Origin of the sequence: Pseudomonas helleri (genome assembly GCF_001043025.1) — a bacterium.
GTDB classification, from domain to species: domain Bacteria; phylum Pseudomonadota; class Gammaproteobacteria; order Pseudomonadales; family Pseudomonadaceae; genus Aquipseudomonas; species Aquipseudomonas helleri.
The window spans coordinates 595,794-613,417 of the sequence record NZ_JYLD01000001.1 but is presented as its reverse complement, the minus strand read 5'-3'; the positions used below and the strand labels follow the sequence as shown (position 1 = coordinate 613,417).

Sequence of the window (17,624 nt, the reverse complement as noted above, 5' to 3'; positions counted from 1 at the left end):
CAAGCCAGCACGATTGTCCTCGGGGCCGCTTATTTCAGGCGCTACGCTCGCAAGCTTTACGCAATAGCGTCTACGCTGTGCGCTTGATCGGTGCGGGCGAAACGCAGCGTCGACTCGCCGCGAGTGATAACCTGCTGCCACTTTTTGGCCCATGAAGGGCTCAGTAAAGACCGCATATCTTCAACACAACGGACATTGAACGGGTCAACTTGATGAACAAACCATTAGGCGTACTGGTCGGCATTGTTGTAATCGCAGGGGTTTTGAACACGGCTGGCGCCTGGTACACCGGCACCAAAATCGAAGGCGAACTCAAAACCTCGATCGAAGAAGCCAACAAAGAAATGGCCGCTCAACTGGCCGGCTCCGCGACCCACGGCAGCATCGAACTGGTGTCCATTGAGACCCACCTCTACAGCAGCACCGCGCACTATCGCCTGACCCTTCAGGATGATGCTGAAGGTTCTGATCCACAGCCGGTTGAGCTGTTGTTTGTCGATCACATCGAGCACGGCCCGTTACCGTGGTCGCGCATCAAGACCTTCAAGTGGGCGCCGGTCATGGCGGTCAGCAACTACGCCCTTGAGAAAACCCCCTTCACCGAAAAATGGTTCGCCGCCACCAAGGACCAAGCGCCTCTCATCGGCCAGGTCACCTTGGGCTACGGTCGTTCGGTGGACGGGCAACTGGAGTTGCTGCCCTTCGACCTTACGCTGGACGATAAAACCCGCATCAGTTTCTCGGGCCTGAACCTCAGCGCCCAAACCGATGAAGGCGCCCAGCACCTCAAAGCCAAAGGCTACATGGACTACCTCAAGCTCCTGGCCACGCCTTCCGATACTCCACCGGTGTCGATCGAGCTGAGCGGGCTGACCCTGGCCAGCGACCTGAACAAAAGCACCTACGGTTTCTACTTGGGCCAGAACGTGCTGGAGCTGAGCGAGGCGCAACTGACCTCCGGCGCGGCCCAATCGGTGCTCAAGGTCAAAAACTTTGAGTACACCGGTTCCGCCTCGGCCAAAGACCGCCTGATGTCCGGGCGCCTGACCTACAGCCTGGGTGACGTCACGTTCAACGACAAGCCCGTGGGCAGCGCAGAAATGGTCATGTCTGCCAGCAACCTGGACATTCCAGCGATGCAGTCGCTGTTGCAGATCTACCAGAACAAGTTCCAGCCACAAGCCGACGGCACCCTGCCCAAGGTGCAACTGACTCCGGCCGAAGACACCCAAGTGCAAGCCGATGTCAGCACGCTGCTGGCGGCCAAGCCGAATCTGGCGCTGGAAAAACTCAACATCAAAACCACCAACGGCGAGAGCCAACTGAGCATCACGACCAGCCTGGCGCAGCCCGCTTCGTTCGATCTACCGCCGCTCGATGTGGTGAAGCAAATGCTGACCTCGCTGGATGCCAAACTGCAGCTGTCCAAGCCCATGATTGCTGATCTGGCGAGCGTTCAGGCGCAATTGGCCGGCCAGACTGACCCGAAACAAATCGCCCAGGTCGCCAACATGACCAGCGAACTGGCGGGCGTCATGGCGGTGCAAACCGGGCTGGCGAACGTTGAGGGCAGCAACATTTTGGCGTCGCTCAACTATGCCGCCGGCGTGGTGAATTTCAACGGGGAGAAAATGAGCCTCGAAGACTTCGTCACCCTCATGGGCACCCGCTTTGGCGGTGTAGCGCCTCAGTAAACGCAGTCGCTGCCACAGGCTGCGAAGGGCTTGGCCCTTTCGCAGCCTGTTTGCACTCAGTACGCCATCGACCAGGTCAAGGTGTACGTCCGACCCCGCCCTTGGTAGTCATACAGGTACTCCGGGCCGTAAGTCGGTGAGTAGAACAACGCGGCACGCTGGCCCCAGACCGTGCTGTATTCCTTGTCCAGCAGGTTCTGGATACCGGCGCTGAAGGTGCCGAATGCTGTCTCTTGGCTGCCCATCAAATCGAACGTGGTGTAACCGCTGATTTTGTGATCAGAATCGTCCTTGAGCGTGAAGGCGTGGTTGCCCTGCAAGCGAACATTACGACCGTCCCCATGCCAGCCCACGAACGCCGTTGATTTGGACAACGATGCGTAACGGGCATCGCGCTTCATCCAGTCGCCATCGGCGTCTTCCTCTTCGGAACGCACCAAGTGCAACGTGCCGCCCGCATCCCAGCCGTTGTTGAAGTGACGGGTCAGCGCACCTTCGAAACCAAAGTCGCGGCTCTTTTTATCGACCACATCAATGGTCAGCGTCGCGCTGTCGGTGGTGATGACTTTGTCCGACCAGATGTAATACACCGCCGCCTGCGCATCCCAGTCCACATCGGCAAAACGCCAGCCGGTTTCGACCTGACGGCTCTTGATCCCGGCCAGCGGGTTGTCTTTAACGCTCAGGCCCGCCTTGCCGTAGTACTTGGCCGGGTCCGGCAGGTCAAAACCTTCGCTGTAGTTGATCCAGGTCTGGTGGCCATTCTTGAAGTCATAAATGGCGCCCAGGTTAAACAGGTTGACCGCGTAATCGTTGCTGCCACCAGGGATGCCTTTGAACACCCCTACGTCTACGTCCATTTGCTGGCGGCGTGCGCCACCGGACAACGTCAGGGCGTCGGTGAGCTTCCAGTCCGCCTGGGCATACACCGAGTGGCCGTCGACGCGGTAGCTCGGGTAACGCGGGGCTTTGCTTTGGGTGTCCAGATCCAGCCCGCCGCTCTCGGAAGAAATGGCCGAATTGAACACGCTTTGCGTGGCGTTAAAGCGCTCACGGTCCAGGTCCACGCCATAGGTCAGCTTCACGCTGTCCCATTGTTTGGCGAACAGCGCCTTGAGGCTGGTGACTTCAAAATTCTGTTGCGAGGCGGCGAAGTAAACGCCGTTGACGCCTTGGGGTTTGCCCGCGTTGTAATACGGGAACGGGAAGAAATTGTTGTCTTCCTTGCGGTACGAGCCCTGCAAGTAGAAGTCCTGGCCCAGCAGGTCGCTGTGGTGATAGTTGGCGTTGAACAGCAGTCGCTTGGAGCGGGGCTCAAGGTCGGTGTGGTAGCCGCTGCGGATCTCGGCATCTTCCAGATTGGACGGTGCCTTGTCGTGCAGGTTGGGGAAGTAAAGCCCGGTGTTGCCGTTGTTGCCCGAGTCGTAGTACTGCGCCAGCAGGTCAAGGTCTTGCACGTCATCGAGCTTGATCGCCAGGCTGCCCATCAGGTCCAGCGTGCGGTTGTACTGCAAGTCAGTCTGGGTGTTGTCGATAAAGATCTGGTCGCCTTTACCGTCGTAAAACGCTTTGTTCTGCTCGCCGGAAATCCCCAGGCGGCCGTGCACCCGATCGGTCCCGCCACTCACCGATTGCGAGATACGGCTCGACAGGTCATCGCTCTTGTTAAAGCCGCTGGTGCCCGACACTTCGGTTTCAAACTGGGCCGGGCCGGGCGCGCCTTTTTTGGTCACGATATTGATGATCCCGCCCGTGGCGCCGCCGCCGTATAACGCGCTGGCGCCCGACAACACTTCAACCCGCTCCACGTTAAACGGCGAGATGCTGTCGAACTGCCGCGACAGGCCGCGCGAGCTGTTTTGGCTCACGCCGTCGATCATCACCAAAACGTTGCGCCCGCGCATGTTCTGGCCGTAATTGCTGCGGCCTTCGGGGGCCAGATCGAGGCCCGGCACCAACTTGCCAATGGCTTCTTTGAGGGTGACGCCGGTGTCCAATTGCTCTTGCAGTTGCACCTGATCCACCACCCAGACCGTACCGGGAATTTCACTGATGGCAGTGCTGGTGCGCGCGCCCACACTGACTTCCAGCGCCTTGAGTTGCAGCCCTTTTGCCGCCGTGTCCGGCTTGCGCACAATCACCGTGCGCGCGTCGCTGAACTGCCAGTTCAGGCCGCTGCCCGCCAACAGGGCTTGCAGCGCCTGTTCAATGCTCATCTGGCCGTCCAGCGCAGGGCTGTGCAGCCCGGCCACTTCGGCAGAGGTGAACAACAGGTGCAAGTCAGCTTGATCAGCAAACTGCGTCAGCGCCTGGTCGAGGTCTTGGGCCGGGACGGCAACGTTGACCTGGCGGGTGCTCACCGAGGCGTTGGGCGCTGTTGCCGGTGCCGCGTGCGCTGTGGCGTGGAACGTGCCTGCCAGGCTTGCCAGCAACGTGGTGGCCATCAGCGTTTGACGCAGTCGTTGGTCGGTGGGGCGTGCGCCGCGCGGCTGTTTGATGGGCTGGACCATTGCGGTGTTAATCCTTGTCTGGGTTTTTATATCGCTAATGAGAACGGATTCGCTCTTGGTCTTAGTACGACGATATGCCCAACAGGATCTTGCAGTGCCCGCGTGAAATTATTTTCAGTGCACCCACGCCACAAACGGCAAATAGGTGATGTTGAGGCCGTAACGCTGCTCAAGGGTGTGCAGCAGATTGTGCGGATCATTGAGGTCAAACACCCCGCTGATCTGCATCGCCCCCAAGTCAGTGTCCGGCAGCACAATGCGCCCGTACTGGTAACGCTCCAGCTCGCTGAGCACTTCCTGCAGTGGCTTGCGGTTGAAAATCAGCTTGCCGCGATGCCACGCCGTCAGCGCATTGGCATCCACCTGCTGGCGCTCGGCAACGGGCTGGCCAGCGCGATACAGCGCTTGCTGATTGGGGCGCAGCTCCAGAGTCTGGGCCTGATGCTCAACCTGCGCCGCGCCGTTGGCCACCAGCACGCGGGTCTGGTCGGCGTCACGGCGCACGCTGAATGTTGCTTCCTTGGCCTGCACCCGGTCCTGACCGGCCTCAACCACAAAAGGCCGGGCCGGATCATTCGCCAGTTCAAACAGCGCTTCACCTTTGCGCAGCGTGATGGTGCGCTGGCTGGCGGTGAAATCCACGGACAACGCCGTGGCGCTGTTCAGCGTCACCCGCGTGCCGTCACTCAACAGCCATTGCTGGCGCTGACCGACCCCGGTGTGATGGGTGTCAGACCAGCGCGGCACGTACTCCAGGCCGCCGTAGCCCAACACGGCCATCACCAGCCCCGCTGCCAGCCCCGCTGCCAGCCCGCTGGCCCAGCGAAACGCCCGGCGACGCGGGCGCGTACGGTGTTGCTCGGCAGTGGCGGTCAGGCCGATATCGGCCCACAGCGCTTCGGCCTCGCGGGCGGCGGTCTGGTGGGCCGGGCTGAGGTCTTGCCAGCGTTGGTAGGCCATACGCTGACCAGCGCTGGCGTCGCCAGAATGCAGCAGCGTTTGCCACTCAATGGCTTGATCGTCGAGGTCGTCAGAGGAGGGCGTTGAAGGCATTGCGGCGGGCTCAGGCATGGTTGTGTTTGAGCCAGTCACGGCAATGGCGCAACGCCTGGCCGATGTATTTTGCCACCATACTTGGCGACACGCCCAGTTCTGCCGCGATCTGCGCTTGGGTCATGCCATCGATACGGCTCAGCAACAACGCCTTGCGAGCATTAGGTGAGAGCTGTTGCAGGGCCTCATCCAAAATGCCGATGCGCTCTTTGGCCAGCAATAAGCCTTCTGGCGGCAACCCCGGGTCGGCGATGTCGATGGACGGCGGCTCGGCGCTCAGATTACGGGTCTGGCGCTGATCAACCCGCAGCGCATCAATGGCCAAATTACCCGCCACCTTGAAAATAAAGTGCCGATCATTCAGCACCGTGACCGTATCAGGGTCGATCTTCGCCAGCTTGATCCAGGTTTCCTGTGCCACATCCGCCGCCCGATGCCGATCACGCAGGCGCCGCGTCAGGAACGACAACAGATCGTCGTAATGCTCCTGAAAGCTGGCCAGCAACGTTGAAGGGGAGGGCGAAGGCATGAACGGAAAGCCCGGACGAGAAAGGGTCATAAATGAGAAGCCGTATCATTCACGATTGCGTCCGCCAACGCAACGCCAACACACCGGCCCCCCCCTGTAGGAGCGAGCTTGCCTCGCGATCTCTTGATCTGGCTTTTGCCCCAAGAGCCTTCTCACCCGTAATAGCCTCTTGCCTCTACCTGCGCAAATGATAAAGAATATCAACCTCATTTAAATCGAGCAGCGCAGGCGCCATGGCCTCTGAAACCGAACTGGAGCGATGGTATGCCGAGTGCGCGCCGCGTCTGCGGCGCTTTCTGCTATTAAAAACACGCCAGCCCGAACTGGCGGACGACCTCACCCAAGAGTGTTTTACCCGCCTGGCCATGCGCGAGAGTGAAGAGCGCCTGCAAGAACCCATGGCGTTCCTGTTTACCATGGCCAGCCGTCTGGTCATTGACCATCGGCGCAGCCATCAACAGACCCGCACCGACAGCGTCCCTCTGGAAACCCTGCACGACGTTGTCGATCCGATGCCCGGCCCGGACATGCGCGCCCAGGTCCAGCAAGACATGCAACGCCTGTTGCAGGCGATGGCCGCGCTGCCCCTGCGCACGCGTCAGGTGTTCCAATTGTGTCGGTTCGAAGGCATGAGTTATCAACAGGCCGCCGAACATTTGGCGATTTCCACCAGCTCCGTGCAGAAGCATCTGGCCATGGCCGTCAGCTTCGTCGCGCAAAAAATGGAGCATCGCGGATGAAAACCCTGCACCGTATGCGTGTTTATTTACCGGATATGGCTGCCTTGCCCGTCATATTCCCTATACGCCCAAAAAAGAGAACATCCTGTGATGACGCCTGACGCCACTGCTGAGCGAATCCGCCAGCAGGCCGCTGACTGGGCCGTACGCCAACGCATGGAGCGGCTGGATGCGCAACAAATGGACGCGCTGGAGCGTTGGCTGGACGCCGACCCGGCCCATGCCGATGCTCTGGCCGACGCTGAAATGCTCTGGGAGATGGCTGAAACCCTGCGCGCCAATCCGCTGTTTGCCACCCCCGTCCCTGTGGCGCGGGCCACCCGTGTGCGGCGCTTCCTGCGCGGCCTGTTCACCTGGGAGCCGCGGATGCCCGTGCGCTGGGCGGGCGTTGCAGGCCTGTTGCTGGTGGTGATGCTGGCCGTAAACAGTCGTGACACACTGGCCCCATTGATGGCCGATTACCGCACCGGCACTGGCGAGGTTCGCACCTTGACCCTCGCAGATGGCAGCCAAGTGCTGCTCGGCTCGCGCAGCGCCCTGGACGTCGATTACGACGGCCATGAACGCCGCGTGCGACTGATCCAGGGCGAGGCATTGTTCAGCCCGGCGCCGCGTCAGGGCGAAGAAAAACGTGCGTTCGTCGTCGAAGCTTCCGGCGGTCGAACCCAAGCATTGGGCACGCGCTTTTTGGTGCAACGACAAGACAGCGACAACGCCTGGGTCGGCGTGCTGCAACACAGCGTCAACGTCAGCCTGCAACAGCCCCAGAGCGAGCTGGCGCTGAGTGAGGGCCAAGCCGCCCGCTACCAACGCGGTCAGGGCATCGTCGCCCTCAACGACGACCCGACACAGCGCGCCGACTGGGCGCAGGGCGTGCTGATCTTTCGCAATGTGCCCCTCGATCAGGTGCTGCAACGCTTCTCGGACTTTCGCCCCGGCCTGCTCAAACTGGTCGCCAGCGAGCAGGCGCACACCCCGGTCAGCGGCTTGTTCCACCTCGACAACCTCGATGCCGCCATCCGTACCCTGGCAGCCGAACGCCAGCTTCAGGTCGCCCAACTGGCAGGCGTGACCGTGCTGTATTAAGCCCCGACCACGGGCTGGAAATTATTTTTACCTAGGGTGTGCGACCATCCGTCAATGCTAATGCAGATGCAATTCATTAGCATTCAAGGAGTGGTTAAGGATGAACGTAGAACGACCGATCCCCAGTCGTCTGGGACGGGCTATAGGCATGGCCATTATGCTGCTTGGCGCGGTATCGACAGGCCAGGTGGCCGCTCAGCAAAGCACGGCAACAGGGGCGCCGGGCAAGGTGGCCACGCTCGACAGCGTTCGTCCGTTCAACGTGCCCGCTCAGCCACTGGACACCGCCATCTACGCCTTGGCCGCTCAAGCCGGGATCGATCTGCTGGTCGGCGACGCACAGCTGCAAGGCCGCACGGGCCACGCCGTGCAGGGCAACTACAGCATCGCCGCGGCCCTGAGCCAGTTGCTCGACGGCAGCGGCATCCGCTTCGAACACAACCAGGCCCAAGGCAGCAAACGCCCGTCCGTGCAGTTGTTCCAACTGCCGGTGCACGAAGGCAATGTGCTGAGCTTGTCGGCCACCCAAGTCAACGCCGCGCACCCTGGGGACTGGGTCTACCAGGCGCCGCGTTCGGTCAACGTGGTCAGCCGCGAACAACTGGACCGCAACCCGCCACGCCACGCCGCCGACATGCTCGAAGAAACCACCGGCGTGTACTCGGCGGTCAGTCAGCAAGACCCCGGTTTGTCCGTCAACATTCGCGGCATTCAGGACTATGGCCGGGTCAACATGTCGGTCGACGGCATGCGCCAGAACTATCAACAAAGCGGCCACCAGCAACGCAACGGCACGCTGTATGTCGACCCCGATTTGCTCTCCCAGGTCGTGATTGAAAAGGGCGCCACGTCCACCATGGGCGGCGCGGGCGTGATTGGCGGTATTGCCAACTTCCGCACCCTTGAAGCGTCGGACCTGCTCACCGATGGCAAAGAAATCGGCGGCCGTATCCGCGCCACCACAGGCCTTGGCGGGCTGGGCAATGGCACCCACTTTATCGGTAGCTCGGCCTTTGCCATCGGCGGCGAAGTCTGGGACATGCTGGTGGCTGCGAGCGAGCGCCATCTGGGCGACTATGACCCCGGCACCAAAGGCTCCATCGGCGAGCTGCGCACAGGCTCTGCCGCCCACCCGGAAAACGCCACCCGCCTTAAAAACTCCCCGGTGGAATACTCAGGCTCGGTGATGCGCTCACGCCTGATCAAACTCGGCCTCAACCTGCCACAAGACCAGCGCTTGCAACTCAGCTACCTGGTGACCAACGTCAACTACACCGACGCCAACATGATGAACGTCGAGAAGGCCGACCTTTGGGACAAACTCGGCAGCAACAGCGTCAGGGCGCAGAACCTGGCGCTGGACTACAGCTACACGCCGGACAATCCGCTGATCGACTTCAAGGCCAAGGTCTACCACGTCGACAACCGCAACCAACAGAGCACCCTGGCGCGCGGTATCAGCCCTGGCTACAAGGTCACCTACCAGACCGACACCTACGGCCTGCAAGCGCAGAACACCTCGCTGTTTGCACTGGGTGAACGCTCGATCATCAAAGCCAACTACGGGTTGGAGTTCTTCTACGACAAAGTGCGCCCCAACTCGACCCAAGCCGTGGCTGAAGGCGCCGTGCTCGATACCCCGGACTCAGAAAACATGACACCCAAGGGCGATCGTGGCGTGGCCAGCCTGTTCACGCGTCTGGATTACGACTACGACGACTGGTTCAACGTGAACGCGGGCTTGCGCTACGACCGTTACCGGCTGCGCGGCAAAACCGGCCTTGAAACCCGCACGTTCGTGATTGGCACCACCAAGCAGATCGGCGAGTCGGTGCACTACGATGTTGACGAAGAGCAAGGCCGCTTCTCGCCCACCTTCGGCCTATCGGTCAAGCCGGGCCTGGACTGGATGCAACTGTTCGCCACTTACGGCAAGGGCTGGCGCCCACCGGCCGTGACCGAAACCATGATCAGCGGGCGGCCCCATGGCGGGGGCGCAGAATTCACCTACCCCAACCCGTTCCTCAAGCCAGAGACCTCGACCACCTGGGAAGTGGGCGTCAACGTCTTCAAAGACAGCCTGTTCCTGGACGGCGACCGTATAGGCGCCAAAGTGTCGTACTTTGACACCCGGGTCGACGACTTCATCTTCATGAACATGGCCTTGCAAAAGCCGGGTTATGGCATGGCCAGCCTGGGCAACAGCGCCTACGTCAACAACCTCAAAGAAACCCGCTTCAAGGGCATTGAGTACCAGTTGGACTACGACGCGGGTCGCGCCTATGGCCAGTTCAACTACACCCACATGATCGGCACCAACGACTACTGCAGCAAAACCGCCTGGCTGGGCGGCGTCACCAAAATCGTCAAAAAACCCGGCAGCCGTCAGCCGGTAGACGCCATGATCCCTGATGACATCGCCAACGGCTCCTCGCATTGCGGCGCCATCCTCGGTTCTGCCGAACACATGCCGATGGACCGCGGCACCCTCACCTTGGGCGCGCGCTTCTTCGAGCGCAAACTGGATATCGGCGCCCGCGCCCGCTACAGCGGCGGCTACTCCATTGCCGGCGGCCCGGACGTGACCGTCTCTCAGGGCGGCGTTTACCCGGCAGACTGGAAGCCCTACACCGTCTACGACCTGTACGGCAGCTACCGGGTCAACGACCAATTAAACCTGCGTGTGGCCATGGAAAACGTCACCGACCGCGCCTACCTCGTCCCGCTGGGCGACGTACTGGCCTTCACCCTGGGCCGTGGGCGAACCCTGCAAGGCAGCGTCGAATACCAGTTCTAATCCTCACCCCTCCCCCTGTAGGAGCGAGCTCGCCTCGCGATCTTTTGATCTTAAAAAAGCTCGCTCCTGCACCGCATCAACGCCGCGCCGATATCTGCTGCGGGGCCAAAAAGGCGTCGTGGAAGTACGTACGAAACGCCTGCATCGCCGGGCTCAAGTCGCGCTCGCGATGCCACGCCAACCCCACGCTCATGGGCGTCACGGCGTCGGTGACGGTCACGGTTTCAATGCGTTTGCCTTCCAGCGACCATGGCCGGTGCACCAGGTCCGACAGGATCGCCACGCCGCTGCCATTGGCAACCATGCTGCGCACCGCTTCAACAGAACTGGTGCGCACCCGCACGTTAGGCTGTTGGTGGCTCTGTTCCCAATAGCGCATCGCACTCTGTTCCGCTTCATCCACGGTGAGCAAAATGTAGGGCTCTTTGGCGACGTCGGCCAGGCTCACGGCCGAGCGCTCGCACAGCGGGTGATGGCTGGGCAGCCACAACCGGCGCTCAGAGTTGAAGAGTGTTTCCGAGACGATGTCCGGGTGCGTCAGGTTCGCCGTCAGCACCACCGCCATGTCGAAACGGCCTTCCAGCAACCCTTGCTCGATCGCCGTGCGCTCTTGTTCATGGACTTCGATGGTGACGTCCGGGTGCCAGTGTTCAAGGCGCTGCAAATGGTGCGGCAAAAAATAACCGATCACCGTGTAGCTGGCCACCAAGCGCAACACGCCGCTGGCACGGATGTCCGGCAGCGGGCTGTTCAAGGCGTCATCCACGCTGCGCAAAATCACGTAGGCCCGGTTCAGAAAATGCCGCCCGGCCTCGGTCAAAGTCATGCCCTGAACCGAGCGCTGGAATAGCAACGTGCCGACAGTGCTTTCCAGCTCCTTGATCGCTGTGGTCACCGCCGACTGGGAAATATTCAAATAAATCGCCGCCTGGGAGATTTGCCCAATCTCGGCGGTGGCGACGAAATAGCGGACTTGGCGCAGGGTCAGTGACATGGACACTCCATAGGGCATCTATCTGTTTTTCAGAAGGCATCCTATCTATTAATAGATCTTTCCACGGGGTTGGCAGCACTCTAACGTAGTTTGCATGCAGTCATCAGCACCAGGAGCAGCACCCATGCACACCGTAGATTTCAACTCCGACATGGGCGAGGGCTTCGGCCCGTGGACCATCGGCGATGGCGTCGACACCGAACTGATGGCCTTCATCAGCTCGGCCAATATCGCCACCGGTTTTCATGCCGGTGACCCGAGCACCATGCGCCGCACCATCGAGCAAGCCAAGCGACTGGGCGTGGCCATTGGCGCACACCCGGGCTTTCGCGACCTGGTCGGTTTTGGCCGTCGCCACATCAATGCCCCGGCCCAGGAACTGGTCGACGACATCCTTTATCAACTCGGCGCCCTGCGTGAGCTGGCGCGTGTTCAAGGCGTTGCACTGCAACACATCAAGCCCCACGGCGCGCTCTACATGCACCTGGCCCGCGACGAAGAAGCCGCGCGCTTGCTGGTCGAGAACCTGCAACGTCTGGAGCCAGAGCTGCTGCTGTTTTGCATGCCGGGTTCGGTGATCTGCCGCATCGCGCAAGCGCTGGGCCAGCCGGTGGTTCGTGAGTTCTATGCCGACCGCGAATACGACCTCAGCGGCTCCATCGTGTTTACCCGCAATGTGCGTGCTTACGACCCGGCCCATGTTGCCGAGCGTGCGTTGCGTGCCTGTCAGGAGGGCGTGGTACGCACCGTCGAAGGCGAAGACCTGGCCATCGAGTTCGACTCCATCTGCTTGCACAGCGACACGCCGGGCGCGCTCGTTTTGGCCCAAGCGGTGCACGGCGCACTGGACGGTGCCGGGCTCAAGGTGCGCGCGCCGCGTTAATCCCTGAACACCTGGCGCCAGAAACCAGGGTTTCGCATCGATTCATTTTTTGCCTGCCTTTCTACAACTATTCCAAGAGGAACAGACATGGCCGAACACACCGTCATCACCCCATTGCCGGGCACGTTCTACCGCAAAGCTTCACCGGACTCGGACAACTTTGTTGAAGTGGGCGCGCAGGTCACTGCCGACACGGTCATTGGCTTGATTGAAGTCATGAAGCAGTTTTCTGAATTGACCGCCGGGGCAGCCGGTCGGGTCAGCGCCTTCCTGGTTGAAGACGGCGACCCGATCGAGCCGGGCCAAGTCATCGCAACGCTCGACCACGAGTAAGGGCGCGACCATGACCCAAGGCATTCATAAATTACTGATCGCCAACCGTGGCGAGATCGCCGTGCGGATTATTCGCGCCGCCCAGGCGTTGGGGATTCCCACCGTGGCCGCGTGCAGCGAAGCCGACGTCGACTCACAGGCTGCGCGCATGGCCGATGAGGTCCACATCCTCGGCCCGGCCCGCGCCGATAAAAGCTATCTGAACATCGAGGCCTTGATCGGCGCGCTGACAGCCACCGGCGCCAACGCAGTGCATCCGGGTTACGGTTTTTTGTCCGAGAACGCCGACTTCGCCGAAGCCGTGCTCGCCGCCGGGGCGATTTTTGTCGGCCCCAGCCCCGATACCATTCGCCGTATGGGTGACAAAGCCGAGGCCCGCCGCACCGCGCAGGCCGCTGGCGTGCCCGTGGTGCCGGGCTCTGCGGATGAGCTGTTCGACGTCGATTCCGCGCTCAAGGCCGCCGAGTCTGTGGGCTATCCCTTGCTGATCAAGGCATCGGCCGGTGGCGGCGGGCGTGGGATTCGCCTGGCGCAAAGCGCCCAGCAACTGAGCGAAGAATTCCCGCGCGCCCAGCGTGAAGCGCAGACCGCGTTCGGCAATGGCGCGGTGTATCTGGAGCGCTTTATCGGCAAGGCGCGGCACATCGAAGTCCAGGTGCTGGGCGACGGTCAGCGCGCCGTGCATTTGTTTGAGCGTGAGTGCTCGTTGCAGCGCCGTCGGCAAAAAGTCTTCGAAGAAGCGCCGTCGCCGGTCCTCACTCAGCAACAGCGCGAAACCCTTTGCGAGAGCGCCGTACGCTTGGCCGAGTCGCTGGGCTACAAGGGCGCTGGCACGCTGGAATACCTGTACGACGATGAGACAGGTGAGTTCTTCTTTATCGAGATGAACACGCGGATTCAGGTCGAACACCCGGTCAGTGAATTGATCACTGGCATCGACCTGGTCCAGGCCATGTTGCGCATTGCTGCTGGCGAGCCGTTGGGCTTGCAGCAAAGCGATATCCGCCTCAATGGCGCCGCCTTGCAAATGCGCCTGAATGCCGAAGACCCGGCGCGCAATTTCTTCCCCAGCCCCGGCGTGGTCGAGGCGTTGGTCTGGCCGCAGGGTGAGGGCGTTCGCGTCGACACGCACCTGTATCAAGGCTACCGTGTGCCGCCGTACTACGACTCGTTGCTGGCCAAACTGATTGTGCACGGCGCTGACCGTTCGCAAGCCTTGGCCCGGGCATCAAGCGCGGTAGAGCAGACTCAATTGACCGGCATGGCCAGCACCTTGTCGTTGCATGGCCAGTTGTTGAAACAGCCGTGGCTGCACAGCGCGGACTTCAACACCGGCACCTTGGAAACCTGGTTGGTTGAGCACTCTGGTGGAGGTGACGCATGAATACCCCAATCCGCTACAGCTTCGGCGCGGACGAGCATTTGTTTGCCGAAGTCAGCGACAGCATGTCCCTCGAAGCTTTCTTCAAAGGCATGGCCGTCACCCGCGCAGTGGAGCACATGGCCCTCGATGGCGTGCTTGATGTGTGCCTGGCCAACGCTTCATTCCAGATCCGTTTTGACCCGGACCGCATCGCTCCTCAAACGCTGCTCGACGCCGTAAAAAGCGCCGAAGCAGGGGCCGTCGCCGAGCGCTCGTTGCACACCCGCATCATCGAAATTCCGGTGCTTTACAACGACCCGTGGACGTACGAAACCCTGATGCGTTTTCGCGATCGCCACCAAGACCCGCTTGCCACGGACCTGGAATACGCCGCCCGCATCAACGGCCTGGCCGATGTCGAGGCCTTCATCGAAGCCCACAGCGGTGCGCCGTGGTTTGTCTCGATGGTCGGCTTTGTTGCCGGGCTGCCGTTTATGTTCCAGATGGTAGAGCGCGAGCGGCAATTACAGGTGCCCAAATACCTGCGGCCGCGCACCGACACGCCCAAATTGACCCTCGGCCACGGCGGTTGTTTTGGCTGCATTTACTCGGTACGTGGCGCGGGCGGTTACCAAATGTTTGGCGTCACCCCGGCGCCGATCTACGACCCGCAGCAGAACCTCGCCTACCTCAAAGAACACATGGTGTTCTTCCGCCCCGGTGACATCGTGCAATTCAAACCGATGAGCCGCGAAGACTACGACCACGCCGTGGCCGAGGTCGACGCCGGGCGTTTCGATTTGCGGATCCGGCCGGTGGAGTTCTCGCTGGACGCGTTTCTGGCCGACCCGGTTGGCTATCCACAGTCTTTGTCGCAGGTGCTGGCATGATCAAAGTACTCAAACCCGGACTCGCCACCTCGGTTCAAGACTTGGGCCGCGAAGGCTACTACCACTTGGGCATCCCGCCATCCGGCGCGCTCGACCAATACGCCTTGAGCGCCGCCAACCAATTAGTGGGCAACCCGGCCGGTGCAGCGGCGCTGGAATGCACGCTGCTGGGGCCGGAACTCGAGTTCCAGCAAGACGCGTTGGTCGCGGTCAGCGGCGCCCACATGACCCCCCGCCTCGACGGCGTAGAAATGCACCCCGACACCGCGTTCTCGGTGAAGGCCGGGCAAGTGCTGCGCTTTGACTTTCCGAAGGCGGGCGCCCGCATGTACCTGGCGGTGGCGGGTGGTATCGACGTGCCGGTTGTGCTCGGCAGCCGCTCCACCTATGCCCTTGGCGGGTTGGGCGGCTTCAACGGTCGGCGGTTGGTGGCGGGCGACGAACTGCCTGTGGGCATTGCCAGCGGCAAAGGCCGCGCCGGGGCCAGCTTGCCCATGGCCTTGCGCCAAGCCATTGGTGGCGAAATCACCCTGCGGGTCGTCCCGGGCCTGTACTACGAGCGCCTCAGCGAAGCGGCCGCGCACAGCTTCTTCGCCGAACTCTGGACCGTCGGCTCCGAGGCTGATCGCATTGGCTACCGCTTCAAGGGCGGCAGCGCCTTGAGCTTCCAGCCACGTGAGCAACCGTTTGGCGCCGGTTCTGACCCGTCCAACATCGTCGACAGCTGCTACCCGATTGGCTCGATCCAGGTCCCTGCCGGGCTCGAACCCATCGTTTTGCACCGCGACGCCGTCTCGGGTGGCGGCTACGCCATGATCGGCACCGTCATCAGCGCCGACCTCGACCTGATCGGCCAAATGCAACCCAACCAAAAGGCCCGCTTCGTCAGCGTCACCCTCGACCAAGCCCTCGAAGCCCGGCGTTCCTACAAGAAAAAACTCACCTTCCTGAGCAAACTATTCACCTAACCCCACCCACGGTAGGAGCGAGCTTGCCTCGCGATCTTTTGACCTTTAAAAAGATCGCGAGACAAGCTCGCTCCTACAGTTTTTACGCTGAGCAAGACAACTGATAGAGGCCGTTCGGGGTTTCCAGTGTGCTCTCTACCCATGTTTGGATAGTCCGCACTTGCGCTGGGGTGAGGTCGTACTCATAGATTGCTTCTTCATCCGAAGCCCATCCCATGAGCGCTTTGAGTTGTTCAGCATGCGCGCCAGGGATAGGCACTTCGTTTATTAGCTCTTCTGTGGTCTTGTCGAAAATCAAAACAGAATGGTTCATGGTTCTACTTTCCTGGTGGGTTTGGCGGGTTTCGTTTGTTCACCGGTGTTTGCATTGAACTCCCCCAAGTGATTGCCGCGTTTGTCGTACATTTCTACCGCGCCGTGCTGGTAATCCCATTCAAGTATTCTGCCGTCTGAAACTTTCCAGCGTTTACGCTTCATGCCGCCGCTTTTAAAAGTCTTGGCCGGTGCAATTTTGGCATCAGGAAAACCACTTAAAGCATTGGGCGCTGGGTGATACCCATGCCCCGGCACATTCAACACAACATAAAGCGGCGCCACACCCGAGTCAGCCGGGAACACCAAAATGAAGTCTTTGTAGTCCGGTGGATAAATCGGATTAACGATCAGCGCGTCAGCGGCTTTTGTCGGCGGGTAGATCCATATCTGCGGCGTGTGCGGCGCACCTTTCAACGGTGGAATCCCGAGCGTGTCCTGAGGATTTATCGCGGGCGTCCAGATCAACTCCACGCCACCCCCAAAGTCCGCCACCTGCTGCGAACCGCGTTGGCTGAACTGGATGACGTCGATCATTTCCCATTCGGGTGTTGAGCCGGTGTAAAAGCCATAGCCCTTGAGCGATCCATCTGCCTGTTGCTCAACCTGCAAGCGCATACGGGTGCGGGCTTGCTTGAGCGAGCGAAGTTGGTCTTCGGTGTACAGGGCGCTGTCAGCCAGTGAAGACGGCCATAAAAAGGCGAGCACGCCCAACAACGTGCTGGCAATCATCGTTCCGCCCACGGCGGCAGCGCCTCCAGTGGCGGTCGTTCCAGTAGCGGTGCCGCTCAAGGCCAGACCACCGATACCCGCCGGTACCGCGCCACTGATTAAGGCCAGTGGCACCAACCCGGAACTGTCGGTCTGAGACCCACCTAAAATCGCAAAATTGCCGTAGTCACTCAGACTATCAACCGGCACAAAACCTGCTGGGTCTGTGTAGTTGATAACGGCATCGGGCAGCTTGCTGCACTTGGCGAACACACAGCCCCGGCGCTCAGGTTTTTGTTGGCTTTGCTGAGCGGCCGCTTCAGCTTGGCGGCGCGCCATGTAGGCATCTTGCCGGGCCTGAATGGCCTCGTAGGCCTTGATCCCGGCATCACGCTCTTTGAGTTCGGCCGGGGTCATGTCATCAAAATACGAAGCCCCTTGGCCGCCATCGCCACCCACACGCCTTAGTGTTTGCGTCACACCTTGTTTGCTGCTCATAGGGCGCCTTCCAGTAGGAGAGCGGCGCACGGTATCGGCATCAAAATGCGGCCGAAATCAGCTTGCTCGGCAATGTCTGTAAGCAGACAGACTTAGGTCTGAAGGATTTTTACAGCGCGCAGTTTGAGAGGCGGGCACAGAAAAGCGCACGCTCCTACGTGAAGTGCGGCAATGGATGGCTTCTTGGTTTTAAAGGCAGGCGTACTGTGTGCCGTCACTGAAATAAACAGTGGTCGGGCTTGAGAATCCGAGGAAGAATAGCG

At 60.8% G+C, this 17,624-nt stretch carries 15 protein-coding genes; 9 read left to right on the top strand and 6 right to left on the bottom strand.

Annotated features, from left to right (window positions below; all coding sequences use genetic code 11):
• Window positions 1-212 precede the first annotated feature (212 nt).
• Window positions 213-1,694 (top strand): YdgA family protein, encoded by a 1,482-nt coding sequence (locus TU84_RS02675; RefSeq protein WP_048366936.1) that lies wholly within the window; start codon window positions 213-215, stop codon window positions 1,692-1,694.
• A 56-nt stretch (window positions 1,695-1,750) separates the two neighbouring features.
• Here the strand turns inward: TU84_RS02675 and TU84_RS02670 are convergent, their stop codons facing one another.
• From TU84_RS02670 to TU84_RS02660, 3 genes are all read right to left on the bottom strand, one after another.
• Entirely contained in the window at window positions 1,751-4,204 is a 2,454-nt protein-coding gene (locus TU84_RS02670) for a TonB-dependent receptor (RefSeq protein WP_048366935.1), read from the bottom strand.
• 114 nt (window positions 4,205-4,318) lie between these two features.
• The gene (locus TU84_RS02665; protein WP_048366983.1) at window positions 4,319-5,257 is read right to left on the bottom strand and encodes a FecR family protein; all 939 of its coding nucleotides are present in this window, start codon (window positions 5,255-5,257) and stop codon (window positions 4,319-4,321) included.
• A 10-nt stretch (window positions 5,258-5,267) separates the two neighbouring features.
• Window positions 5,268-5,816, bottom strand: a complete 549-nt coding sequence (locus tag TU84_RS02660) for an RNA polymerase sigma factor (RefSeq protein WP_227024808.1) — start codon at window positions 5,814-5,816, stop codon at window positions 5,268-5,270.
• A 203-nt stretch (window positions 5,817-6,019) separates the two neighbouring features.
• On the opposite strand from TU84_RS02660, the gene TU84_RS02655 reads away from it, so the two are divergent.
• The 3 genes from TU84_RS02655 to TU84_RS02645 all read left to right on the top strand — a co-directional run bounded on the left by TU84_RS02655 (window position 6,020) and on the right by TU84_RS02645 (window position 10,409).
• Window positions 6,020-6,526 carry an RNA polymerase sigma factor gene (locus TU84_RS02655; protein ID WP_048366934.1) on the top strand — a complete coding sequence of 169 codons (507 nt, stop codon included), beginning with the start codon at window positions 6,020-6,022 and terminating at the stop codon, window positions 6,524-6,526.
• Window positions 6,527-6,616: 90 nt separating this feature from the next.
• Window positions 6,617-7,612: a FecR family protein gene (locus TU84_RS02650; protein WP_048366933.1), complete on the top strand. Its 996-nt coding sequence runs from the start codon at window positions 6,617-6,619 to the stop codon at window positions 7,610-7,612.
• A gap of 100 nt (window positions 7,613-7,712) precedes the next feature.
• Window positions 7,713-10,409 carry a TonB-dependent receptor gene (locus TU84_RS02645; protein ID WP_048366932.1) on the top strand — a complete coding sequence of 899 codons (2,697 nt, stop codon included), beginning with the start codon at window positions 7,713-7,715 and terminating at the stop codon, window positions 10,407-10,409.
• Between the two features lie 76 nt (window positions 10,410-10,485).
• On the opposite strand, the gene TU84_RS02640 is transcribed toward TU84_RS02645, so the two are convergent.
• Entirely contained in the window at window positions 10,486-11,403 is a 918-nt protein-coding gene (locus tag TU84_RS02640; RefSeq protein ID WP_048366931.1) for a LysR family transcriptional regulator, read from the bottom strand.
• Between the two features lie 124 nt (window positions 11,404-11,527).
• Between TU84_RS02640 and TU84_RS02635 the strand changes: the two genes are divergently transcribed.
• The 5 genes from TU84_RS02635 to TU84_RS02615 all read left to right on the top strand — a co-directional run bounded on the left by TU84_RS02635 (window position 11,528) and on the right by TU84_RS02615 (window position 15,840).
• Entirely contained in the window at window positions 11,528-12,286 is a 759-nt protein-coding gene (locus TU84_RS02635) for a 5-oxoprolinase subunit PxpA (RefSeq protein WP_048366930.1), read from the top strand.
• 87 nt (window positions 12,287-12,373) lie between these two features.
• Complete coding sequence (locus tag TU84_RS02630; RefSeq protein WP_048366929.1) at window positions 12,374-12,619, top strand: acetyl-CoA carboxylase; 246 nt, start codon at window positions 12,374-12,376, stop codon at window positions 12,617-12,619.
• A gap of 10 nt (window positions 12,620-12,629) precedes the next feature.
• Window positions 12,630-14,003, top strand: a complete 1,374-nt coding sequence (locus TU84_RS02625; protein ID WP_048366928.1) for an acetyl-CoA carboxylase biotin carboxylase subunit — start codon at window positions 12,630-12,632, stop codon at window positions 14,001-14,003.
• The gene (locus TU84_RS02620) at window positions 14,000-14,872 is read left to right on the top strand and encodes a 5-oxoprolinase subunit B family protein (RefSeq protein WP_048366927.1); all 873 of its coding nucleotides are present in this window, start codon (window positions 14,000-14,002) and stop codon (window positions 14,870-14,872) included. The genes TU84_RS02625 and TU84_RS02620 overlap by 4 nt, the downstream gene beginning before the upstream one ends.
• Window positions 14,869-15,840: a 5-oxoprolinase subunit C family protein gene (locus tag TU84_RS02615; protein ID WP_048366926.1), complete on the top strand. Its 972-nt coding sequence runs from the start codon at window positions 14,869-14,871 to the stop codon at window positions 15,838-15,840. The genes TU84_RS02620 and TU84_RS02615 overlap by 4 nt, the downstream gene beginning before the upstream one ends.
• An 82-nt stretch (window positions 15,841-15,922) precedes the next feature.
• Here the strand turns inward: TU84_RS02615 and TU84_RS02610 are convergent, their stop codons facing one another.
• Together TU84_RS02610 and TU84_RS02605 are read right to left on the bottom strand one after the other, a co-directional pair.
• The gene (locus tag TU84_RS02610) at window positions 15,923-16,153 is read right to left on the bottom strand and encodes a DUF7683 domain-containing protein (RefSeq protein WP_048366925.1); all 231 of its coding nucleotides are present in this window, start codon (window positions 16,151-16,153) and stop codon (window positions 15,923-15,925) included.
• Window positions 16,150-17,361, bottom strand: coding sequence for a colicin E3/pyocin S6 family cytotoxin (locus tag TU84_RS02605; RefSeq protein ID WP_053225179.1), 1,212 nt, complete (start codon window positions 17,359-17,361; stop codon window positions 16,150-16,152). The genes TU84_RS02610 and TU84_RS02605 overlap by 4 nt, the downstream gene beginning before the upstream one ends.
• Window positions 17,362-17,624: the final 263 nt, after the last annotated feature.